The sequence below is a fragment of the Aetokthonos hydrillicola CCALA 1050 genome, assembly GCF_017591665.1.
Taxonomy (GTDB): Bacteria; Cyanobacteriota; Cyanobacteriia; order Cyanobacteriales; family Nostocaceae; genus Aetokthonos; species Aetokthonos hydrillicola.
The window spans coordinates 124,123-148,625 of the sequence record NZ_JAAKGC010000005.1; the positions used below are offsets into that span (position 1 = coordinate 124,123).

12 protein-coding genes are annotated in these 24,503 nt (G+C 39.1%); 4 read left to right on the plus strand and 8 right to left on the minus strand.

Translation table 11 applies throughout. From position 1 onward, the window contains the following. Positions 1 to 100 precede the first annotated feature (100 nt). On the minus strand, positions 101 to 1,225 hold the full coding sequence (locus tag G4P69_RS04295; protein ID WP_208340844.1) for a DegT/DnrJ/EryC1/StrS family aminotransferase: 1,125 nt from the start codon (positions 1,223 to 1,225) through the stop codon (positions 101 to 103). Between the two features lie 307 nt (positions 1,226 to 1,532). On the opposite strand from G4P69_RS04295, the gene G4P69_RS04300 reads away from it, so the two are divergent. The 3 genes from G4P69_RS04300 (at position 1,533) to G4P69_RS04310 (ending at position 5,076) form a co-directional block, all read left to right on the plus strand. After that, positions 1,533 to 2,312, plus strand: a complete 780-nt coding sequence (locus G4P69_RS04300; protein ID WP_208340846.1) for an ABC transporter permease — start codon at positions 1,533 to 1,535, stop codon at positions 2,310 to 2,312. A gap of 337 nt (positions 2,313 to 2,649) precedes the next feature. After that, complete coding sequence (locus tag G4P69_RS04305) at positions 2,650 to 3,879, plus strand: succinate--CoA ligase subunit beta (protein WP_208340847.1); 1,230 nt, start codon at positions 2,650 to 2,652, stop codon at positions 3,877 to 3,879. A 312-nt stretch (positions 3,880 to 4,191) separates the two neighbouring features. Next, positions 4,192 to 5,076, plus strand: coding sequence for a succinate--CoA ligase subunit alpha (locus G4P69_RS04310; protein WP_208340849.1), 885 nt, complete (start codon positions 4,192 to 4,194; stop codon positions 5,074 to 5,076). A gap of 119 nt (positions 5,077 to 5,195) precedes the next feature. Here the strand turns inward: G4P69_RS04310 and G4P69_RS04315 are convergent, their stop codons facing one another. The 5 genes from G4P69_RS04315 to G4P69_RS04335 form a co-directional block, all read right to left on the minus strand. After that, positions 5,196 to 7,052 (minus strand): ABC transporter permease, encoded by a 1,857-nt coding sequence (locus tag G4P69_RS04315; protein WP_208340851.1) that lies wholly within the window; start codon positions 7,050 to 7,052, stop codon positions 5,196 to 5,198. A 115-nt stretch (positions 7,053 to 7,167) separates the two neighbouring features. Next, the gene (locus G4P69_RS04320) at positions 7,168 to 8,118 is read right to left on the minus strand and encodes an ABC transporter ATP-binding protein (RefSeq protein ID WP_208340898.1); all 951 of its coding nucleotides are present in this window, start codon (positions 8,116 to 8,118) and stop codon (positions 7,168 to 7,170) included. Positions 8,119 to 8,517: 399 nt separating this feature from the next. Further along, entirely contained in the window at positions 8,518 to 10,416 is a 1,899-nt protein-coding gene (locus tag G4P69_RS04325; protein WP_208340853.1) for a hypothetical protein, read from the minus strand. A gap of 21 nt (positions 10,417 to 10,437) precedes the next feature. Further along, positions 10,438 to 15,474, minus strand: a complete 5,037-nt coding sequence (locus tag G4P69_RS04330) for a DUF6603 domain-containing protein (protein WP_208340855.1) — start codon at positions 15,472 to 15,474, stop codon at positions 10,438 to 10,440. 46 nt (positions 15,475 to 15,520) lie between these two features. Beyond that, positions 15,521 to 17,317 carry a lipase family protein gene (locus G4P69_RS04335; protein ID WP_208340857.1) on the minus strand — a complete coding sequence of 599 codons (1,797 nt, stop codon included), beginning with the start codon at positions 17,315 to 17,317 and terminating at the stop codon, positions 15,521 to 15,523. An 88-nt stretch (positions 17,318 to 17,405) separates the two neighbouring features. Here G4P69_RS04335 and G4P69_RS04340 point away from each other — a divergent pair, with 88 nt between their 5' ends. Next, positions 17,406 to 17,564 carry a hypothetical protein gene (locus G4P69_RS04340; RefSeq protein WP_208340859.1) on the plus strand — a complete coding sequence of 53 codons (159 nt, stop codon included), beginning with the start codon at positions 17,406 to 17,408 and terminating at the stop codon, positions 17,562 to 17,564. A 55-nt stretch (positions 17,565 to 17,619) separates the two neighbouring features. Here the strand turns inward: G4P69_RS04340 and G4P69_RS04345 are convergent, their stop codons facing one another. Next, positions 17,620 to 20,109 carry a LamG-like jellyroll fold domain-containing protein gene (locus tag G4P69_RS04345; RefSeq protein WP_208340861.1) on the minus strand — a complete coding sequence of 830 codons (2,490 nt, stop codon included), beginning with the start codon at positions 20,107 to 20,109 and terminating at the stop codon, positions 17,620 to 17,622. A 199-nt stretch (positions 20,110 to 20,308) separates the two neighbouring features. Beyond that, positions 20,309 to 24,187 carry a hypothetical protein gene (locus G4P69_RS04350; RefSeq protein ID WP_208340864.1) on the minus strand — a complete coding sequence of 1,293 codons (3,879 nt, stop codon included), beginning with the start codon at positions 24,185 to 24,187 and terminating at the stop codon, positions 20,309 to 20,311. Positions 24,188 to 24,503: the final 316 nt, after the last annotated feature.

Genomic DNA, 24,503 nt, shown 5'->3' on the forward strand with positions numbered 1-24,503 from the left:
CCGTCGCGAAGAAAAGAAAGATTACTCCCCACGCCCCATGCCCTATGCCCCATGCCCTATGCCCCATGCCCTATGCCCTATGACGTCTGCCCATTGCCCTTTATGCCAAACAATCTTTCAAGCCATATATGACTTGATCTTGCTGTTCAGATGATAACTCTGGGAACATGGGTAAGGATAAAACTTCATGACAGGCTTGCTCTGCCACAGCTAATTGTCCGACTTTATAACCCAGGCTCTCATAAACTGGCTGCAAATGTAGAGGGCGGGGATAGTAAATCATTGTATTTACGCCTCGCTCTTGTAATTGAGCGCGAAGCCAGTCCCTTTTTTCACCTAAAACCCGAATGGTATATTGATTCCATACTCCCAACCCTCCAGCTAATTCTTGGGGTGGAATTATACCAGGAATTTGGTTCAAGAATTGGTGGTAACGATCTGCTATCGTCCGGCGCTGGTTATTCCAAACATCTAGGTAACGCAGCTTAATTTGAAGAATAGCAGCTTGGATTGCATCTAGTCGGCTATTGACACCAATTTCTTCATGGATGTAGCGATTTTTTTGCCCATGATCCCTTAGCATCCTTAGCTTAGCAGCAAGCTCTGGGTCATTTGTGGTTATTGCTCCACCATCGCCACAACCACCAAGATTTTTAGTAGGGTAAAAACTAAAGCAACCTATATGTCCAATGCTTCCTACTTTTTGCCCTTGCCAACTTGCTCCTGTTGCTTGCGCACAATCTTCGATGATTGCTAAATTTTGGACTTTTGCAATATCCATTAGTGCTGTCATATCGACAGGCTGCCCAAACAAATGCACTGGTATAATAGCTTTGGTTTTGGGTGTGATTGCTTTTGTTATTTGCTCTATATCTAGATTAAACGTAGTGGCATCAGTATCGACAAATACAGGCTTTGCACCTAGAGTGCTGATAACTTCGGCGGTGGCAATAAACGTGAAGGGTGTAGTAATAACTTCATCGCCTGCACCAATGTCATATGCTCTGAGCGCTAGGTAGAGTGCATCAGTACCAGAGTTACAGGCAACACATTGTGCGACAGAAATATAAGCAGAAAATTGTTGCTCAAAGCCTTCGACTGAGGGACCACCAATATAACGACCAGAAGCTAGAACCTCCAATACGGCTGCACTCACTTCTGCTTCAATACTTGCGTATTGTTGCTTGATATCAAAAGCAGGAATGGACTGTACACTTTGAATCATGAGTTTTTATCTTAATTTTTGAAGATAGATGCCAATGCTAAGCCTTTGCAGATTGGACTTGAAATGAAAAAGCTACTGGCAGAATGTCTACTCAAATTGACCTTTGTAAGAGTTTTTACTTAGGTGAATTATCAACGAAGCTACCATTTGCTAGGGAAGATCTAAGATATAACAAACAAGGACAAATACCAACGATGAAAGTTCCTCTGGTGTTCGATTTCTGCTCTTGAGTAGAGAATTGTTAGTAATACTACTGCCATCTCACTCATAAATTACTATTATTGAACCACAAAAAGATAAAAAACCTATGCAAGATCTAATTAAACTGGATTTAGTGAATTTGGCTAGTGCGGTAGCATTAATGGGCATAGCCATTGGTTTATCTGCGTGGGAAAGAATAGGACTAGAGTTAAATTTGGCTCTTGCTACGGGGAGAAGCATTTTACAACTAGTGGTCTTAGGATACGTTTTAGACTTCATCTTTGCTGTTGACAATCCTTGGGCAGTTTTGGCGATTTTAGCAGTATTGTTGATAATTGCAGCGATTGTCGCACGAAATCGCATTACTCAAAAAAGTCCTCAGACGTTGCTCTTAGTGTGGGGAGCAATTTTGGTCAGTACTGTCTTAACACTGGTTTATAGTCATTTGTTGATAATTCACCCAGATAAATGGTATGAACCGCAGTATGTAATTCCCTTGGCAGGGATTGTATTTAGTAATGCTATGAATACCGCCGCTATTTCAGGAGAACGTCTTGTCAGTGTAATTAACAGTAGCCAGATGGAAATAGAAACTCACTTGAGCTTAGGTGCAACTCCACAACAGGCAGTTGCTCAATATCGCAAAGAGGCTATTCGCGCTGGATTAATTCCTACCCTCAATCAAATGATGGTTATAGGCATGGTGTCGCTGCCGCCAATTTTCACGGGACAGTTATTAAGCGGTGTTAATCCACGCGAAGCTGCATCCTACCAAATTGTTATCATGTTTATAATTACTTTTGCTAATGTACTGACGACGCTGTTAATCACTCGCGGTTTATCTCGTCAATTTTTTAACTTTGCATATCAGATTCAAATAAGATAAAATACGGATCTTTTTTTGTTAAAATATTGTTAACTTGACAAGAGTGGGTTAATTTGAAAAAATAATTAATCTAATCTACTAAATTACATAAAATTGAGAAAAGGAAGATATTTTTTCCGGGTTAAGTAATACTTATGATAATCATAGGCGTAAATAAATCTACCATCTATTCTCTTGGGAAATACTGATAAAAAACAGATTTGGAATTACCAATGAGTAATTTTTGATTTTAAAGATAACAGTAATAATACTTTATTTTTCAAGCAGGGTGCGGCAATTATATTTAAGGGCAGCACCGTAGCTACATAGTAAATTTAGTAAAAAAAGGTGTATGTCGATGGATTTGTTAGAATACCAAGTTAAAGAATGGTTTGGGAAAATAGGCATTCCTGTATTGCCTTCCCAACGAATTAGCCATCCTACAGATTTAAAACGGTTAAAAATTAGCTACCCAATTGTACTGAAATCTCAAGTTCATGCGAGTGGAAGAGAAAAAGCTGGTGGGGTGAGAGCCGTAGAAACGACTATTGATGCGATCGCCACCGCACAAAATATTTTCAATTTACCAATTTTAGGAGAACTACCAAAAGTATTACTAGCAGAAGCTAAGTATGATGCGGAACAAGAATTTTATCTAGCGGTGGTTTTAGATACTGCTGTTTGTCGTCCGGTACTTTTAGGTTGCAAAGAACCAGACATTGATTGGGAGTCCGCAGGCGAGAAAATGCAGCATGTTATTGTTGAACAGGAATTCTCTCCATTTTACGCGCGACAGTTGGCTTGGAAAATGGGCTTACAGGGTCACTTAATGCAGTCGGTAAGCGCTGTTGTGGAAAAAATGTACCACCTATTTGTGGAAAAAGACCTAGATTTGGTAGAAATTAATCCTCTAGCTGTGAAAGACTCTGGTCAAGTGATGACTCTCAATGGTAGTGTCAGCATTAATGAAAGAGCAATCAGACGTCATCCTGATATTGCGGAAATAGCGAAAAAAATGGTAAATCGTTACACTAGTAGTGAAACAATCAGGAACTGGGGCGATTGGGATGGAGTAGAACTCAACGGTAAAATTGGGATTTTAGGCAATGGTGCTGGTTCAGTCATGGCAACTTTAGATTTAGTTGCTAGTGCTGGTGGAAAGCCTGGTGTTTGCGTAAATCTACGACATGCTTCTCCTATCAATACCTCACCGACAACTTTTAAAAGTCGCTTAGACGAAGCCTTGAAGAATTTAGCCGCTGACAAAAGCATTCAAGTGATACTTGTTAACTTTCTTAGTCATATTGCTGAAGCTGAAAGTGTAGTTGAAGTGATTGATAACTTTGTGCAACAGCACACAGGTCAATTCCAGCCACAAGGTATAAGTTCTATTAGCAGTATAAACCCCCGAGAGAGAAATTTTCCTCGTTTGGTTTTGCGTCTTGCAGGTTTTGAGTTTGATAAAGCTAGACAATATTTCGCAAAACTCAAAATCTACGGTGATGCGCTTATTGTAGTGGATAATTTAGATGAAGCGGTCGCAGAAGCAGTCCGTCTTGCTAAATCAACAGCTTACAAAAGAGTTTAACAATTTTATCAGTAAATCGGTTAGTATTTGGATCTACCTCTATGTAGATTATTTTACTTCTCTTAAGAGTTTAAAGTAGAGCGTTTATTTGAATATATATAGTTCATAATAGTACATAAGTTTACGTAATTACAAAGTTTTTTGATTGGTTGAGTTGTAATCTATTTAACTTAATTAGGAGGAATTGCAAACTTAAACTTGAGAGCTAAGAAATACTACAAAACTACAAATTGAATCCGTCTGACGCGTTGTATTCTGCCTTTTCTTCTCAGAAGCTTTAGCTACTGGGCTATTCAATTTCGGTGCTTTTTTATGAACTTAACGCCAAACAGCAAAGTATTAATTCAAGGCTTCTGTGAATTTATAACACCAACTAATGTGGCTCAAATGAAATCCTACGGTACAAATCTGGTAGCTGCAGTGATTTCAGGATCTGGTGGACAGCAACTAGCATACGATCTGCCAATATTTGATTTGGTAGAAGAGGTCATAGGGCAATTTGGAATGATTGATACCACAATAATCTGTGTAGATCCTTACGAGGTTTTAGATGCAGCGTTAGAAGCGATCGCATCTGGTATCCGTCAAATCATCATTATTTCCCCAGGGGTACCACCTTTAGATATGGTGCAGTTACTTCGCAAGGCTGAGGCTACAGAAACTTTGATAGTTGGGCCAAATAGCCCAGGAATTATTGTACCAGGGAGAATTCTGTTAGGGACTCAACCAAGCGAATTTTATACCCCTGGTCCTGTGGGAATCCTCAGTCGTAGCACCACTCTTACCTACGAAATAGCAAGAGAACTCACTCAAGCTGGTTTGGGACAATCAATTAGTGTCAGTATTGGTAGTGATGCAGTTGTTGGTTCGTCATTTATTCAATGGCTACAAATTCTTGATGAAGATGAAGCTACACAGGTTATCGTTTTAGTTGGTCAACCAGGTGGTGGTCAAGAAGAAGCCGCAGCAAGGTACATTGTTGAGGCGATCGATAAACCTGTCATTGTCTATGTTGCAGGTACAAAAGCACCACCAGTAAAACATTGGCGTCACACCGGGACTTTAGCAGCAGTTGTGGGGCGAGATCCCGATTTCGGTACAGCAAAAAGCAAAGTCGCTGCTTTTAATGAAATACGAGTACCAGTAGCTGAACGCCCTTCTCAAATTCCCCAATTGGTGAGAAAAGCTTTGAGATGACTAGCACCGCTGCGCAAAAGTCAAAAACATGGAGCAGGCGGTAGGGAGTGTCGGTTTTCCCATCTCCCATCACTGCTAACAGATCCCCGTTCCCTGCTTCCTCTCCCTGTAGGGCTTTGTCAGGATTTCTGACTAATTAGTGCTTTTGTAGCTGACTCCCCTGCTAGTTTCAACTGGTTTTTTAACTTAAAGATTAATAACGTCAAGACACTTAATTCAGCTAAGACGGCCATGAAAATTGTTGTCGTTGTGGTATATTCTATACCAGCCCAGGAAAAAATTGAAAATAGCCACGGCACAGGATTATTTTGTATGTGACTGCCTTGATATAGAGCAATTATCGGTTGCAAAACAATTGATGATACAGCTAGACTTCCCCAAGCAACTCGCTTAGACTTTTTGAGCATCATGACGATCTGAAATATCGTTGCATAAATCATCATCAAGCTGAAGAATAAAGCCACACCTAAAATCAACTTGATTTTGGTGGTTGTATGAAAAATATTACTATTAACAGCATCTACTGGTAGTAAAACAATCCCAATTAGCAATGGAAGACTTGCAATAATAAGGTTAATAGAGATCGCTATTAATGCAGGACTTTTTTCGCCTTTTACTAAATCGTGGAACAAAGACTTGAAACCCCGACGTCCAGAATTTTCTTGGTGTCGATAGCGCGCCCAATCCTGTAAAGTTTGAAGCTGTGGTGAAAGCATGATAATTAGAGCCATCAACAACACTAAGTTGTAGAAAGATATCAAAATAAAATTCGTCGACGCGATATTCCGCCAATTATCAGCAGTGGTTCGTCCCTGGACAGCAAATCCTACAATCATGATCTCAAAAAGAAACACCAACGTATAACTTTGCTGCTTAGTCAACATTGTCCCATTTGGATTATGGAAACAGCGCTTGATTGCTTGCCAAATCCAAAAACTACATAGCGTATAATTTATGAGACTGAATGCTACAAAACTTAGGTTACTAGAACCAAGCGGTAAATAAAACCACTGCAATTGATTTAAGCTTAACCCATCATGTGTGTGCATTAATGTTGGCAACAAATATGCCATGGTAGTAAAAGGGCTCAACAGTACCAGCCAACTTGTGACATAATTTGAGTAAGCGCTAGGATAGTCAGATAGATGCAGCGTCACTATTAAAAACAGTAAAAGTAATCCACTGCCTAACCAAGGTTGAAAACCACTAAACCAAGAAGGACGTAAACTGAATAGTACCCCAGCGCTGTAAAATGAAATGCAGCTTGCAATTAAAACAGCCCAAAAGCTTAAAATCGAAACTAAGGGAATTCCTGCGCTAATTCCTGCGAAAATATGCAAAGGTATTGCTATTGCAATCACCAGGTAAATTAAAATTGGCACTCCTAGCAACTTCCCGATGAAAATGCTTGTTGCTGTCTGAGGACTGAGGCGAATAAAATTCAATGTACCACGACGATATTCTTTGACTAAATCGTTGATAAGTAAGTAGGTTCCTGCCAAGAATAGCGTAAAGACAAAAATGATACTAAGTGATAGAAATAAGTAGCCATAATGGTCTTGCCACCATTTCTGAAAATTAATTGCATCTAATGTGCAATAAGGCTGGGAAAAGTTTAGATTAATGTCATCTAGTTTCTCTTTAGTTTGAGCAATTTTATTTCTGATATCCTCAAGATTGGCAAGATTAAGTTGCTTCTCTTGGCTATTGATAAAAAACTGGTTTTGTAGGTTGTGATACTGTTCTTGCAGTTGATTTCTTTGCTGTTCATAAGATAGTCTTAACCCGCAGTATTCACCATAAAATGAATATTCCTGTGTAGGAACATTACCTAACTGAAATAGTACTAGCAAAGACTGAACAAGCAATGATACAAAGATTGCTATACCTACAGATAAAACTTTGAGCCGCCCTTTCATCTCTCGAAACAGTTGCGGATTCCAATCTCCTAACCTATCAATAAAATTGAGCATCATATAAAAAACTCCTCAAATAACTGACACAATTAATTAAACACTTTGCTTTCCTAACCCATAACCCCTCTTGATAACTGATTACTGATAACTGTTCACTGATTAAGGTGCTCCCTCTTTAAGAAGCCTGTTTATGACCTAGTTTGAGAAAAATAGTTTCTAGGTCTTCTTGGGAAGTGTGAAAATCAGTTAAGGGAATTCCAGCTTGGATCAGCGATCGCAATAAATCAGCACAATCCTCCTGCTTGCCAGAAAAGTTCACACGCACACTGTTCTTTGTAGAAAGCACTTCCCACTCTTCTACCAAGGGATTATTTTTGAGTTCACCCAAAAGTTCCTTTAATTTCCCTAGTGTTGATATGACAATTTGCTGGCGGGAAAGACGATGATAAAGTTGTTCTAGTGAGGCACTTTCTACTAAAAAACCCAGTTCCATAATTCCCACTGAGGTACACAACTGTGCTAAGTCACTAAGAACGTGGGAAGAAATTAGTATAGTCATCCCTGCTTCTTGCAACACTTTGATAATTTCACGAAACTGCATCCGTGCAATTGGATCAAGTCCCGAAACAGGTTCATCTAATAGCAGTACAATCGGTTCATGGATAATCGTTCGTGCTAGACATAAACGCTGCTTCATACCCCTAGATAAGGTAGATATTAAGCTTTTGCGTTTGTTGCCTAATTGAATGAGATCTAAAACTTCATGCAGACGCTGTGTGCGACGTGGTTCTCGTATATAGTACAGGCGTGCAAAATAATCTAGGTAATCCCAAACTGTGAGCTCATCATATAGAGGATAATCGTCTGGTAAGTAACCTAAGTGACGCTTAAAGGTATGGTTGCTTTGGTCGCACACAAGGCGATCGCCATTAATATAAATTTCACCTGTAGTTGGTTCTTCAGCCGACGCTAACATTTTAATCAGCGTCGTTTTACCTGCACCGTTGGGACCTATAAGTCCGTAAACCTCACCAGTCTGGATCTCTAAATCAATGTCATTAACAGCAACATGTCTGTCAAATTGCTTAGTCAGTCCACGAGTGCAAATTGCCAGTTCTTTTCCCATAGCTGGTGACATACCGGTATAAGTTATTAATTAACTTATCCTTTCTCTACAGGATTTGTCAGCCTCGTTTCGGAAAGTGAAACTGATTTTTATACAAACTTGATTTTATACCTGAATTGCACGGATATTAACAGCAATTTTTATACTTTTTGCCTTAAGAATGGGAGGAATTTTGTCAACTATGTAACGAAATGTGAAATCCAGAGCTTTTAACAGCAACAAACTATATGGATGAGATCGATTCAGGGAGCATCCCAATGAGTGTACATAAACCTGTGCGCCCTCACCCCCGTCCCCTCTCCCAAACTTGGGAGAGGGGAGAAATGGTTCTAGTTCCCCTTCTCCCATAAATGAGAGAAGGGGTTAGGGGATGAGGGCTATTTGGGATACTCCCTCAATTCATCTGTTTATGCTAAAACTCACCTTATCTACGCCTTCAATCATCTCTAAAGCAAATTCAGCAGAGGTAAAGCTGTTTGTCTTCAACTTAGCTTTAATATTTGCCGCAAGTTGATTGATATCGAGCGTTCTTGTGGCTGCATCGTTATTTTTCCAGCTTATATTGTCCAACAATATATTTGTTTGTTGGCCATTTAAGTCTTTTAATTGTTTTGAGAAGGTTTTCTTTATACTATCAAAATCTAGTCCAAAATGTAGTGTTTCTGGTTTTAGGTGAATCTGGAGTGTTTTTACTTCTCCTTTGAATAGACAAATCAACACATTCGCTGAAAGCCGATCTTGTCGCAGTATGGGAAGTTTATCTTGGTCAGAAATAGAGGAATTATTATCAATCACCTTATTGTAACCATCTATGATTAAACCAGGCCAGCCTGCTACTACATCAGATCGCAGTAAAAAGCCAGTGACTATTTCATGAGGGTTAGTAGCAGGACTATTGTTATTTGCTTTATGGCTACTATCATGACTATGGTCTGATGAGGTTACTCGTCCAATACTGAATGCTCCATCTAATAAGCATTCTATCCATACGGGATCGATCCAGAAAAAGCGGATGGATTCTATGGGTAAGAGATTTTCATCAGGGATGAGGTAGTTGAAGGGGACACCTTTGAGAAGACTTAAGCCTGTAAACCAGGACGCGATCGCATCAGGTAGTTCAGTATTAGGCTGATTGTTATAGAATGGTAAATGGTTTTCTGTATTTTGAATAATTTGTCCCTGTTTGTGGGTGCGTTTCCAGTTGTAGAGACTGACAGAGAAGTTTTTACTCTGCAAAGCTAGTAATCGTCCTAATTCCCAAGCCGAAGCATAGGAAATATCGAACATACCGTTATTGGGATTGTAGCGCACTAGCTCATCGGCTACACGAATTGGTAAGGTGATATTATCAGTAGGATTGTTCCCAGTTGTTAAAGGACTATGATACCAAGAAAAAGTCTTGCTTCCTTCTCGTAAAAAATGCGGTAGGGGAACATAACCCATTGAGAGATATTTTTCCGCTTCGGTATTATCAATTTTAGGTAATCTTAATGTGCTAGGCTCACGGTTGAGATTTGCTAATAATCCCTGGAAACTTTGCTTATCATCTATACAGGAAAAACTCCAAGCTTTGAGACTAACTAAACGAATATTGTCGTTATCTCCCGCACCTTGAAAGTTGAAGCCATTATCGTTATAGCGTCCTTCTATAGAAACAAGATGGACTGTGTTTCTCGCACTTTTTTTAGGGAGTCTGTTACAAATAATGACGGCTAGGGCTGATTCATCGTCAACTAAATTGCCTTGATTATCTGTTCCTTGACGTACATGAGCAAGATATGCTAAATCTTCTTTAGTTGGTAAAATTTTTCCTAATATTTTTTTATTGACATCAATAACCGTTACTTTGTCATCATCAAGTTGTCCATTTTCTAGGACGACTTTCGGAAATTTAGCAGTACTATTAATACCTTGTAAGGCTTCGAGGGTTATAATTTTGGGTTCTGTTACCTCTCCTTCTTCAAATAATAGAAGCGCTAACCAAGGGATATTGATGCTATTATTATCAGCCTGGCGTTCCCAAGGAAGGGTACTACGATTAAGAATGATATGAGGTAAAACTTTAGAATGATCCCCTAAGCTATCATTAGGAGGGAATACAGCATGGATATCTGTCGGGTTTAAATTAAAGCGTTCTCCTGATACAGAAAAGGTTTTAGTGATAGAAAAGGATTCATTAACTTGTTCGGTAGTAATTTTCTGTTGAATAGTAATTTTATAGTTACCGTCCTTTAAAGCTGGCTGGTGATATTGAATAAATTCAAGTTTTGTTGGTTCGTTTGTGGTAGTGTCTGCCATTTTGTAATCCTAGAATAATAATTATTTAACTAACTGTGCAATTTCTGGCGAAATGAAGAAATCATCGGCAATTGTTTTGCTTATGTCAATTTCTTCTATATTTAAATTGAGTCCTTTCAACAAATTTTCTCTAGTTACTTTTACCCTATTGTCTACAATAGTCTCAGAGATTCTTTGCTTTCTTGCACTATTATTCTGTTCTTCAGTCTTCGTGTTATCAAATGGCATTGCGTTAAAGGCTTGGATATTTTCCCATTTGTAAGCGTTATTAATTAACTCAGTTGAAAATGGTAAATTTGTGCGGTCAATAACATGACTTTGTCCCGCTTTATGTTGTTCTTTCGGCTTTATTTCCAAACCTGATAGCGTATTTTCTACAAATTGCGCCCCATTCAAATCAGGTGTTAACGATTCTCCCCAAAGTCCAGCTGGTACCTTTTTAACTACAGGAGTGCAGGCAAATTCTTGTGCAAATTCCTCTGCTTTTATCGCTATCTCATTTCTGGTTACATTAATAATTAGATCTGAAGTTAATTTATCAGAACTTACTCCCATGGAACCAATACCGAATTTAGCATTAATTCCATCGGTTTTTATATCTGTTTCTTGATAAACAGCTTTTTTCGCGGGAATCACTGAATTCGTCACTAAGCAGAAGTTTTTGGCATTAATAACCCCTAAATCTGATTTATCATCTTGATTGACTTTCGTCACTAATCCATCTTTCACTGCAATGCTACAAATATCATTATTCCCTGGCAGGAAGGACGTTTTGAAAGTTGACCAATCAATCGGGGTTGGTGCTTGCGAAGCATTGCTACCAAAGCGAACATCAAACGAGATAATCCAAAGATGAATTTGCGCTAGACCGGAAAATTCTGGCCCCCAGATGTGTAAATCTGCTCCTAGCTCTATGGTAATGTGTTGAGTACCAAAAAATTCAAAAGTGTAGGACACCCCCATGTCTATATAAATGGAAATATCGTAGTGATAAGGTTTCCATGACATGAGAAAGTCTGCGCCAGCGTTAAACCATGCACTTAGAGCACCACTGTTCCAGGTAGCTTGGAGATGTCCTCCTGCCATGATCGCTGAAGCTGTAAGGGCAAAGTAAGCATCGGCTTTGATCTGCAGTTCATTGTTAACTTGCCAGTTAAGGGCGAGGGGAGGAACTTTCGGGTAATGTTCAGGAACTTGAAAGCGGGGATGGTACCCTCCTAGAGTAAGGACAAAATCTCCCTCATGTTCATTAGGTGCAAACCAACTATAAAAGGCAAAGCCCCCGGTTAAGTGACAGGCTTTGGAAAGGATATAGGAGTTGGGTGTAAGTTGGGCGTTGATTCCTAAGAAACCTTCTTCGGGGAGAAAACTGGCTTTGAGTGCCAATTGTACTTCAGCAACAGGGGTTGCACCTGCTTGTGGAGGGGCGATGAGGGTGGATAAGCCCAGTATATTCAGTTCAAAACGGTTACCAAAGGCGACGGTGAGGAGAACAAAGGAGTCGATAGTTTTAAAGGAAGTGAATTTGACTCCAACTGCAAGGAAGATTTGCCCAGTTTCGGGGGGAATATATTGTTGAAGTTTTGTGAGTTCTTGGGTGAGTTGTGTGGCTTTGTCTAAGTTGGATGTACTGGTTTGAGGAGGGCTAATGGCTTCAGCGACGAGGGGAAAAGTAGCAACTTGATCAATGGTGGGGATTTTTAGGGCGCGGTTGTAGCCGAAACCTGCGGCGAGTCCAGTGACAAAGAAGAAGGAGGGACCACCAATGGGATAGTTAAGTAGGGCGTAGATGAAGAGGGAAGGGTGTCCTTCGATGTAGCTATAGGAACCGATGGCAGAAAGGTTTAGAGCTTTGCCTTTGACATTAAATTTAATGACAGCCGCACCATTGTATTCATCATAGGTTATCCCGTTTTGGGTGACTTGTTGTCTTAAAAATGCGCCGCCTATTTCTAAGGTGTCTCCACCTTTGTAATCGATGCCTAACCCTTTGAGGTCAAATTGGGGTTCAAATTTGGTGAGGGGAGAGTTGACAGACAGTCCATCCAGGGAGAGGCTAAGTCCAGCGAGGGAGAAACCAGCATCAAGCAAAACCCAGATTCTTGAATCTTTGTAGTTTAAGCCGATTCTTTCAAAGTGGACTGCACCAAAGCTTTTTTGTAGTTTAAACCATTGGGTTGTATCCTGGGAAGATGGGGTATTAATGCTGGGTGTAGTTGTTTGTAGTTGACCAGTTGTTTGATTGATGGCGACGGGTAATTGCAATTGTTGGGTTTCGTTACCCAGTTGTATTAAGGTGGCAAGGCTGAGTCTGCTGGTAATAGCTTGGTCTTGGGGTAAGCTAATTCCGCCTTCGGGGTAAAGTTTGTTAAGATTTTTAATCTCGTCTGTGGTGAAGTCTGACTTAGAAACTAAGACTTGCAATGACAATTTAATGGTTTGATTTGGCGGGAATTGTTGACCAACTAACGGGAGGTTAGAGAGGTTGATTCCACTACCAATATTTAAGCCAAAGAGGAAGTTTGTTAGGGTTGTTGCTTGTATTTTCTTTTGAGAATAGGCAAATAGAGCATCTTTCAGGCTTATTTCTAGCCCTTCTGGTATATCATTTTGGAGATTTGGAGCAATATAACCAATCAGTTCTTTAACACTGATGGTCTGGTCATCGTGGTAAGCAGCAAGGAAGGTGGTGGAGGTTGTATCTGTACCGAAGATAAGGGCAAATTTTAAGCTGCCAATGGTGATATGACCCGCAAAATATTTATTATAAGAACCATCAGCTTGTTGGGTGATATTGATGGCAACGGTAATAGCTATTGTTGCTTCATCAATGGATAACTTAGAATCGCAGGTAAATGTAAAGTTTTTAGTTGTAGTATTGAATGAAGCTTGAATATTTTCAATTTGCTTATTTTGAGACTGCAAATTTCCTATGGCTGACGGCGTTGGTGTGGTTCCAAAACTACCTTCTAACCATTTAATAAGAACGTCAAAATTGATAGTTTGTCCAGGGAATGTACTCCCTTCAAATTGCCAACCACCGCTGGTAGAAGAAGATTTTTGTGCTTTTAATATCACCACTACGCTCTCAATAGTGATGCTTACCCATAAAATACCACTGAGGGCAGTTCCTTGAGTCTTATTACCAGTAAATTGGTCAACTTTTATCGTTAATCCTTCGATTAACTTCCAGTCTTCTGCCGTTTCTCCTCTGATGGAATATTCGCCAATTTTTGGAACAGCAGAGAAGAGAATATTTTTCAACTTCAGATCTGGTAAATTATCAGGTAAGGCTATACCTTCTAATAAGTCATGAATAATGCTCGTGATATTAATGATACCGTTAGGAGATGTTCCACCAGAAAGTCTCCAACCTTGGACAGTATCATATGCTGCTGAGATAAAAACAGGTAAGTCAGCAAGGATTAATTGTCCTTCCATTGCATAAAAATTACCTTGCTCCGTATGAGTCATACCCATATCGATACTGTTTAAAGCAAAAGTTCGTCCAGCTAAGGTAAATTCCCATGAACTATTAGTATCTACAGCGATTGCTGCAGAAAACGTTTTTGCGTAAAAATTACCATACAACTCCATTTTTGTGAAGGTAATACGGGAACCGATTGGCAGAATACCAGGCAATAACAGCTGCACAAAAGCATCTACGTCGAGGTTTTGGTTGTCTGCCATTCCTGCATAGAAATTAAAGTCTGGATAATCCAGAGTGGTTATAAAATCAGTTTTTCCAAGGTGCCATGTTCCCTGTAATTGACCCTTAATAGAACGAAATTCTGATTCTAGAGGAGCATATATATCCATGCTCAAACTAGGTTTCAATGAGATAATATTTTCAACTAAATCAATATCATTTTGAGCCGTTAAACTAAAGCCAATTTGAGAAATAGATTGATTGCCAAGACTCAGCCCCATTCTCAATTCAGTTAACTTAATATTAAGCAACCGATTAAGCGGTTCTGGAAAATAATCTTTAACTAAGCTGCCTTGTGTTGTATTTTGTTCTACAAGTTCTATTATTTGCTGTAGGGTAGGAAAGTTATAGAATGATAGGTAAAGTTGTTGATAATAAGATTCTAATATTCCTTGTACATTAAAAGAAACACTCTGATTGTTAATAGTAATTTTAACAATCCCATCAATCAAGATTTGAAACTCATCCCTATATCTGTTAACCAAGGGAATAATTAGACTTATCTCATGATATTCTAGATTGAGAAAGCTAATCGTTTGAGAGGTAATATTTTGAGGGTTGAGCCTGATTTTTAAATGAGGAATGTTTTCATTTGACTCTGTCTCTAAACTATAATATTCAATTGAGTAAATAAGGCAAAGGCATTGGTTTTCATAAGCAAGTAAATTGCTTGTATTCTCAGTACCTGTCAATAATGCGTCAAAATATATGCTTATTTGATTATTGTTCAGCGCGTATAAATAGCTACTTAGTTCATTTGTTAGGGCGATATCAGCAATAAAATTAACACCCTTGTATAATTTTTTCCCCGTGGCTTGATTGGTAATTATTTGTTCTTGCGATATTGATATTTTTGGATAATTACTGTTCTCATCTTCACTATAATCTAAAGATGAGAAAATAATGACTTTGGGGTTGATAAAGTTGATACTACCAAGATATCTGTGTAGGTTTATATTGAAAGTAATTTCAGAGGGAGATGGTGATTCGTCTACAGCTAAACTGTATTGACCTAGATAAGTTTCAGCAGAGGAATCTTCAGGAAGATTGATGCGAAAAATAGTATGTCTTTCTGCTGGTAATTCAGAAGATTCGAAAAGACAAAACTTTACGGTTATATTTTTCCAAGGAGAAAAATCTTCAAAAGTACCAGAGAAGATTAAATAATTATCAGCACCTTTAATGTTTTGAATGTTTGATATTTTTGGAGAATAATCTTGCCGCCAATGAAACGAAAGTTTTAAAAAATCGAGAACTTTCTTTCTTAAGATATCTTCGCTAAGAACAAGATTTTGGGATTGTTCAATATTAGTCTTTATGCTTGATAAAGGAATGACATTACTAGACATTATCTACCACCTTTTGCTTAATTGAGACAGTGAAATTTGTGCAGAATTAATAAACGGTTTCCAAATACTTCTGAACAAATTTATTGCTTAGTATTGAATCTAGAGCTATTCGATTTTCACTTATATAAAATAGAATGATACCAATGCCAACAAATTTACGCAGATTGTCACCCTCTGTAATTTCTTTTAGTGATTCATCTAAAGTCATTAATATTTCAGTAAGTTTATTGTTGTTATTAAAACTGCCTTTGACTTTTATCTTATCTTCAATAATTTGTAACTCTCTTGCCGTTATCGGCTGATCCAAAAATACGGGTTTTCGGAGTAACATCATATATATTAAAAAGTTTGAATTGAATTCAAAAAGACAATCTCCTAAGTTCCCAGACAAATAGACATTACTGAGATGCTCCAATACTGCTCGACTTGTTGTAAACGTCTTCCACGGATCAAACAATGCTTTTTCTCCTATTATTTCTCCTGTGTTAGAAGGTACAGTCACTAAAAGTCGAAGTCCTTGTGGTCTCTCCCGAATATCTAGAATTAAACGCTGTCTTATAAATTGGGGATCGTGTGCCTTCTTTGGACCAAGTGCGTCTTTCGTATTTATCTTTATCTCATAACGTGTACCTACATGATTAAATCCTGCCGTTATAACATCCGTTATGAGGGCTACTCGCACACAGTTTTGCATCCTTCGATTAAATTCATCGCAGAATGCCGTTGTACCAACAGTAGGAGAAGCATATGTAGTCAATTTCATCTGATTCCATGGCCAATTTCTAATTGTTGCAGGTAACTGTGTGTTGTCACCGGTAGGGTTGTATTGACCAAGTTTAATTGAACTGGAAAAAAGAGTAGCCAGTGCTGCACCTAAACTGTGTCCTGTTACATATATGTTTCGAGGCGCACGATCATTTCTCCTCTGAATTTCTGTCAAGCACCTCATGATAGTAGGAAACATCGTGTTGATACTTGTTGCGAAGCCTCGGTTTAATTCTCCGACTGAGCTAATGTTGGGATCTGATACCCGTGCAGTAACTGCAATACCAGTAGAATCTAAATCAGTTACCCAATCCGGATTTCCTATTTCTTGAATCATCGCCTCCTTTGGTCTAAGTCGTCCACTTCGACTCCCACGGAATACAATGTACAAATCATAAAATAATAAATTACCGTTAGCATCTAAAGTTCTTACAGCTAAAGCAAAACCCATCATGCTCCATAAGGGATATGTAGGGGCATCTTGTTTTGCAATGGCACCTGTACCCCCTTCAAAGCAATACAACCAATCAGTTGCTACTGTTCTAGTATTTATATTTTCAGGTCGCTGATTATACAATGCATTATTTTCTCCCACTACGTTAGGCTGGTTTCCGTTAGGCCCTGCAGCTGTGGAATATCGCATCATCCAAACTTCCTGAATGCGGTTTGTGATTATTTCGGGTGTATTATATACAATCCATGGTTCGTTATTCTTATCGGGTCTAGTAAAGGTAGGTCGCCAAGGATAAATCCGACGATAATCGCTAATTATTGGTTCTAACGTGTTATTATTATTCCAACCGTTATTCTCACCGTACAAACTACCGGGGCCACGGTAAATGTGACTGGGCAGATTTTGACCTGGGGGAACAGTCTCATTCGTGTTAGGCGCTTTAAAGTTCGACCGTACCCCATCCATGAAATTCTTGCGCCGGGCAGTAACTTCCGGAGCGCTCCCCCTATTTGAGTAATATAGCAATTCCTCATAATAGGGATCCATCGGCCAAATTAGAGTCTGTGCATGTAGATGGTAAGAAAAAATGCACAAATCCAAAAGATAAATAATTTCTTCGTACATGATGATTTTTGTCCTGAATGATTGATTAAATATCTGGGCGTTACTTGCTCATAAGAATGAGGCGATCGCTTTTCCGTTTCTATGTATCTTGACCTCTAGAATTAACGCTGGAATTGGAGCGATCGCGTCTCCCATTCCATCACTTTCGGTGGCTAAAATTCAAGGCGTGATTGGGTGCGATCGCTTTTCCGTTTCTATGTATCTTGAATTAAGGGTGAGATGGAGTGCGATCGCTTTTCAATTTTGATTACTTCTACCCTATATAATCAAGGGTAAATTAAGAGTGTTTACTCTTGTTAAAATCACGTTTTCATAATATAGGCCAAAGTATAGTAAGGTGGACGGTTTTCATGAGGCTTGTCTCCACCTGATTTAGAAGTTGTCAATAAATGAGTATGAGATATAGAAAAATCGGCCTGGCGGTTCACCGCTGCTAAACAGGGAGCTCCTCCAGCTCCCCCCCCCACTCCTAAAACAATTGGTGGCTGACTATCTGTCGTACCTGTATGGGAATGAGAAGGCATTTGGTCTGGAGTTAAAGTAACAGTTTCAGCACCTCCGGTATTGCCTATTTTTCCATAGGATGAATCTGCGTTTTTATAACCAACTATGAATTTACCAGATAAATCAGGTGTCTTGTTCTTGCCATCACATAAAGCCCAACCAGTAGGAATCTTGTCAACAGTTCCACTCCACATAATAATCATACCGGTTACAAAAGCACCTTCACCTACAAACTTTGTCGCTGTCACCGTACCTTCTACTAAAAGACTATTAGCGTCAGCAGTTCTGGTTCCTGCATAGGTACTTCCAATAACAGCACCACCTTTAACATCTAATTTGTTTTGTGGATTTGAAGTCCCGATGCCAACGTTATTACCAATGAGATTAATCGCTAATGGCTTGCTTCCATGAGATTGAATCCAGCTATAGTCTTGGTGGTATCCTAATCGCAGGTTAGATTGACCCTTTGGACCGAGAATGAAGGTATTGCCATTAGGATCTTGATTGATATTAATAACCTGTAACTTTGCCTCTGGATTTGAAATCCCGATGCCAACATTACCGTTGCTATCAAATAGAACAGGTGATTTTTCGACGGCACAAACAAAAGTTCCATCCCAATATCCTGGGATATTTTCGTAGCGCAGATAGAGATTCGTCTGACCCAATTTACTAGAAAAAGACTTAATTGTTAAGGTAATTTGGATAGTATGTCCTGCTGCTAATCTTGGTTGTATTACATTTTGATGAGTTAAGATCCAATAAGGAGCCGATAGTCCTTCTACTGGTACATTAGGTGCTGCCTGTGTTTCTAGATATATATCCCAGTCCTGTTCGACTTTTCCTCCTGGCTGCCAATCTTCAACTTTAATTCCTATATTTTGCACCTCAGATTTAGTTCCCAAAGCCCAATCTGTATCAACATCAAAGTAGAGAATTAACCGAGAGGGATTTGGGCTATTTTTAGGATTAAAATCAATACTTTCACCTTTTAATACGTTGTTGATTTGGAGTATTAACGTCTGATTTGAGCCGTCATTTAAAATGCGATTTGAGCCTATAAAACCCACATGAAGGGGTATATTCTTTTTACCCCGATGGTTAATAATACTGAGAGTCTTTTCTCGATAATAGTTACTCAGGTTTTGGCTCTGATAGCTAAACTGTGGACAGAGGAATTCTGCTCTGGTTGTTCTTGCACCTCCATCTGCCGCACCATTAATCTGTTGAAGGGTTAAAGCAACACTTTGATTCGCTGCTAAAGCTTGATAATTAGTCGTTAAAAAATACAGAGAAACTGTACCATCAGCTTGAGAAACAGGAGAACTCATACTCCAGTTCGGTTTCTGAGCTAAAGCTAATTGCTGTAAAGAAGTAGGAGATAAAGTATTTGGTCTAAATCTCAACTCAAAATGATAATTATCTGGAGTTACCGATCCACTTTTTGAAGGTAAAATAATTTGTTGCCCTGAATTATTGGAGATTTCAAATACCAGTTCTTCTCCCTGTGTACCATTTTCAATAAAGATGACTGGCTCTTTATCCTCACCCTCATACAAGTTAAAATCAAGAGGATGGGTTTTGTTAAAAGAAGCGATCGCACTTAAATCATTATCCATATCCCCTTGAATTTCTTCAGGGGATAAAGCTTTATTGTAGATACGAACATTGGCAATCTTGCCTGGAAAATGACCATATTGTCCACCTCCGATGGCAGCAGAAGGATAAATACTTGTTTGTTGACTGGTTAATCCTGTCTTTATCAGTTTGCCATTGACGTACAAAGATGGTTGTTTATTAGTATAGACCACTGCAATATGGCTCCAGTCGCTAGAACTCAAATTGCCGTTACCTTGCCACACTAATAAAGGCGTGAGAGAGTTGGCTGCGTGTTCATAGACATTCACCCCATTCGTCGCCACAGAAATCCCTGCACCTGAGGCTCCTTCACCATAGTTAACTGTCCCTTGAGTAGGAAAAATCGCATACCTTTGTCCGCTTATTCCTGTTGTACCTGTTGCTGCTTGGGTATCGTTACCGGTAGTTGTAGTAGGCATGACCCACATACTCATGGTAAAGCTATTAGTTACTGTGGTAAATTTTGAAGGAGCGACCACAACCTCACCATTTACTCCATCAAAACTAAGACAACTGCCAAATGAGTCATCAGGAATAAGTTTAACTCCTCCTGTGACTGTTGCATTGTTTTGAGAATTAGAACTATCAAGGGCTTGATTGTTGACAGTTTCATCTAATTTTAGATGCAGAATTAAGTTAGCATTGCTCATGATTTTTACGTCTTAATTTTGTTGATTGTTTTAGCTTTCTGAACTAATACCAATTTAAAAAATGATTGATACAAACGTAGGTTGGGTTGAGGAACGAAACCCAACACATCAAAGCCTTGTCTTTGTTGGGTTTCACTTCGTTCAACCCAACCTACCCATCTATTTCATTTTTTTCGTGAAATGGTATAATTGGAGTGTTTTAGCTATTTGAATCTGAATCAGCTTTTTTTCTGCTTAATTTGATCCAACCTTCTCGAATTACTTGTTTTCCAGAAAATACTGCATTAGGTTCAGGCTGAGTAATGTTTTCAGAAGATACTACTAACCATTCCTCTTTTTCTTTTTCTACCCAAGACCATTCATAACTCTCTTCGTTTGGTAAAGGTAGATAAATTCTCTTATCCAAACTAGTTGTATCTCGCAAATTTCTCAGAGGGTTAAGAATAGGAGCCGACAGGAAACTAATTTCTATCTTCGCTAAAGCATCCTTATATTTATCTGGTGGAATATCAATAGATTTTGTGGGCAATATTCCGCTGGTAGCATGAACTTTTCCTCTAGGATCAATCAGCATAGTAAACGTTTGGGCAGGAGCTTGTGCATTAATATCAATATGCCAAGCGTTGTCTGGCTCATGCAATTTAATCCCAGGATGCTCAACACCATCTGCATCACTTTGGCAAGCGTAAAATACCTGACTTAAAGTATCTTGTTCCTCTAACCAATAGCCTAATAAACCGTCGTTTAATTGCTGATATTCTCCAAGGCGAACGGGGATTTGAACTTTGTCGAAATCATCTGTTGTTCTAGTATTTCGTCTCAAGTCATGCCAAAATACATCCCAATCTTGATTAATTCTAGGAAGCCCTTGTAATTCCAGCTTAAGAGAAGCTCGAACCACTGCGATCGGTCGCCCCATTAACAGTGCTAAATCTTGGTGTTGAGCAAAGTTCTCCGGTTCAATATTTTCTAACCCGCTATCTAAAGCCGTAATAAGACTTTGGATAAAGTCTGTATTTCCATTGTTATTACTAGAGATAATATGGTTGACTAATTGCCTTAAATGTATATTTTCAATATCCACAACTGCTAAAGGCAAATCGTCTCCTGGTGCAGACTCCCATCTAGCCTGATGGCTAACATTATTAATCGAACCCAGCGCTTTACCTTGGTTATCGTAAATAGCAAGGCTGTTATCCAAATAATTTGCAAGTATCCAGCCACAAATAGGAGTTGTCACTGGGTGACTATTCATTTCTTGTTCGCCTTGATTTGCTGACAACCAACGAAAATTTAAACGAGCTGGTTGGACGAAGCGCGGAGGTAAAGATACTAGATAGGAACTTCCTGGAGTCGTCATTTGTTCGGTGGTAATAATCTCACTCACATTTAAATCTTGCACTTGTCCAAAAGTATCGACTAACCGCAAGCGCAGAATTTTCATCGCTCCAGAACGAATTGGATTAAAATCGTTTAAAGGTTCCGGAGCACTACGAATACTATTTTTTACAGCGTTTCTTATCGCTTCCGTAAACGGTCGATAGTCTGCAAATCCCAAGGGGTCAGCAATGGGTAATTGTAAGGTTTGTTTGTGCATTAACAAGGCTTCGTTAAAGCCACCTAAAGACTGAGCCAAGCAATTAAAGTCCTGAAGAGTTGAATAAGCTCGAATTGCTGTATAAATGGGGTCTTTAGCTTGTTCTTCCGCAGATAAGTTAGAAAAAGTAAAATTAGAGTTATCTATTTTATAGACTGGCTTATTTGTATACCACTGTTGGATTTGCTGAATTTCCCCTTTGATTTCTTGACTCTTGTCTAACACAGGTGAACGTGACTGGTTCTCAGCAACTTTTTTAAGTTTTTCATCCAAAGCAGGTGAAGGGGGCTTGCTACTATACCAGTTCTTAAGTTTATTGAAATAATCTTCTTTTCCTGTGTCTGGCTGTTTCAGTTCCCAGTACTCACCCAGTAATTCTTTTTTTAAATAAACCTCTAACTGTTCGTTAAGCTTAATCCCTGCATCAGGGGTTAAAATACTGCGACCACTATAAACGTTAGCCACTTTAACAATAGCTCCCTTTCCTGGCTGTAAAGAAAGGTCGGGTTCGTTTTCTTTGAGAATATAACTATTGGTTATATATTGAGTGTCATAGTTATTGTTGCTAGTGACATGATTACTTCCCTCACGGATGGGAAAGACTTCCACTTCCCATTCCAGTAAAAAAGGATGCCAAGGTTGTTCTTGCCAGATACTAAAAGCGATATGCTCCGCTGTTTGGTTGTTTTCTATCCCATCAATTACCTTGCTTATAGCCGCAAAGCTATCTCTATTAAAGGTAGTGACATTCTGTAAAATTTGGCATTCTAGTAAACCATCCTCCCGCAATCGTCCATCCTGTCCATGTCTGGGAGACGGTTTGACACCTTCTCCTGTCATCAACAAAACAGGCTCTTTAGGTTGCCAGTAACGCGGACTTGATATTTGCTGGAGAGTGTAAGTTACCTTAGCTTCTTTTGTCTCTTTTTTTTGATTGAGATCTGTTATTTTTTGGAGTAACTGATTAATTGCTGTAGCTAAGATAGAAGCTATAGAGGTAGAGGAAGAATCCCCTGCAGAAGCGCTTGTAATCTGACCAGAATTATCCCCTGACAACAGCAGATTTCCTGCCTCTGTCAGCTTTGCTTGCAAGGGTATAATTCCCTTGACCTCAATAAAATGTCTGACTAAATCAATGTCGGGATATTGATCCACGCCTGCTTCTCGCGGATAGGCACTCAACATATACTTGTACCAATCTGCAAAAAGTTGCCGACGCATCGACTCAATTTCGTACAACGCGCCATCATATCTTTGCTGAGAGAGGTTTAACTCATCAAGTGCGTCAGCGATGTCATCAGGTAACGTCAGCTGTGTTTGATTCTGTCCATCCTCCGCATTAGCTGTTGTTGTCCCCACAGTTTGTGAGCGTATTGTCCACAGCGTACCCGTACCAATACTATTAAAGCCCTTCTCGTGCCGCGCCTCTTTTAACTTGTAAGTCATATCCAACCGACTATTTTCGAGGCGAGAAGATAAGAGCAAGGCTTCTAGCTGATCTTCGATGATGGGTTTGCGATCGCCATCAATGTATTTGGCTAGATACGCTGACAATGCTTCTGTACCCGTATTACCAACAGTAACGTTTACAGAATTTGTCTGGTTATCGTTATTCTTCTGGATGTTAAATTTTAAGCGGGCGTAGCAAATAAAACCAATTGATTCTGGAAATTTCTGATTCGCCCCAAGATTTACTGTCCACTTAAATTGTTCTTCTATAAATTTTTGATCGATATTAGAGGTTTGATGTCCCTGCTGAGAGAGAGTATTTTTGAGCGTTTCTAGAAAAGCTTGTAAATAAGTTTCTTGAGCGTCACTATACCAACCAATAACTTCGTACTGTAGTCCATCTGGAATTGCGGCAGTATAGTCATCATCATGGAACCCAAAAACACTATGACAGTTAGGATAAAAAGCTGCAAAAGTTGGTTCTCCATAACCGACTGCTGTCAGAGGCTTCCCTGTTATTGAATCTAAATAATTAGAGCTTACTTGATTCTCATTTAACCAACTTTGTAGGGGTAATTTGCGCCCTAAGTAGCAAAAAGGTTGAGGCTTTGTTACTGGATAGGCAATACTGCCCGCTTGTGTTCCTTCATTTTCAGGATAAACGTAATCACTCTCTACAACCCATTGCTTTTCAATCTGATTGTTTTTAGTGCGAGTGACAAGCCAACGATTGGGAACTGCTGGAAAGACTGTTCTTGTAGCACTCTGAGGCTCTTGAGACGCATCTCTATCTTTAGTTTGGATCCCTTTTGTCAAAGCATCTGGTAAAGCCCAATGCAAGTGAATTCCTGCTTTTAGATAAAGATTCTGATTTTGAAAAGGTCGAGAAACTATTTCCTCGCTGATATTGGCAATAGGATTTACATCCCGCTTATTCCCATCAAAATAAGGAAGGCGGCTAAAATCTGCCATAGCCTCGACCACCGAGCGGTCAATTTTCTGATACAAGGCATCCAAATGGATGGGAACCATCAAAGCATTTTTCACTAATTTGCACCCATTAACGCTGTTCTATCTTCAATAAAGACTTAGAAGCAAAAGTTTCTTCCATAGTCGATCTTACCCAATTGCATAGAGTACATTGTGTAGGCAATAAATATTTAAACTCGTTCAGTCATTAGCAATTAATACAGAATCCTCTAGCTGAATCCTGCTTCCTTAACTTCAATCATTTTTCTCAAAAGCTAGTATTCAATAAAAGGCGTTATAAAGTAAAGCCATGCAGACAAATATTACACATTTCTTAACTATTAGATCTAAACTATAAATGTTAAATAAAGCACTGGTA

What these genes read in the sequence shown, in the direction of transcription:
- G4P69_RS04350 (WP_208340864.1), bottom strand. Translation starts at nt 24,187, where the DNA reads ATGGTTCCCATCCATTTGGATGCCTTGTATCAGAAAATTGACCGCTCG.
- G4P69_RS04330 (WP_208340855.1), bottom strand. Translation starts at nt 15,474, where the DNA reads ATGTCTAGTAATGTCATTCCTTTATCAAGCATAAAGACTAATATTGAA.
- G4P69_RS04325 (WP_208340853.1), bottom strand. Translation starts at nt 10,416, where the DNA reads ATGGCAGACACTACCACAAACGAACCAACAAAACTTGAATTTATTCAA.
- G4P69_RS04320 (WP_208340898.1), bottom strand. Translation starts at nt 8,118, where the DNA reads ATGGGAAAAGAACTGGCAATTTGCACTCGTGGACTGACTAAGCAATTT.
- G4P69_RS04310 (WP_208340849.1), top strand. Translation starts at nt 4,192, where the DNA reads ATGAACTTAACGCCAAACAGCAAAGTATTAATTCAAGGCTTCTGTGAA.
- G4P69_RS04295 (WP_208340844.1), bottom strand. Translation starts at nt 1,225, where the DNA reads ATGATTCAAAGTGTACAGTCCATTCCTGCTTTTGATATCAAGCAACAA.
- G4P69_RS04335 (WP_208340857.1), bottom strand. Translation starts at nt 17,317, where the DNA reads ATGTACGAAGAAATTATTTATCTTTTGGATTTGTGCATTTTTTCTTAC.
- G4P69_RS04300 (WP_208340846.1), top strand. Translation starts at nt 1,533, where the DNA reads ATGCAAGATCTAATTAAACTGGATTTAGTGAATTTGGCTAGTGCGGTA.
- G4P69_RS04345 (WP_208340861.1), bottom strand. Translation starts at nt 20,109, where the DNA reads ATGAGCAATGCTAACTTAATTCTGCATCTAAAATTAGATGAAACTGTC.
- G4P69_RS04305 (WP_208340847.1), top strand. Translation starts at nt 2,650, where the DNA reads ATGGATTTGTTAGAATACCAAGTTAAAGAATGGTTTGGGAAAATAGGC.
- G4P69_RS04315 (WP_208340851.1), bottom strand. Translation starts at nt 7,052, where the DNA reads ATGATGCTCAATTTTATTGATAGGTTAGGAGATTGGAATCCGCAACTG.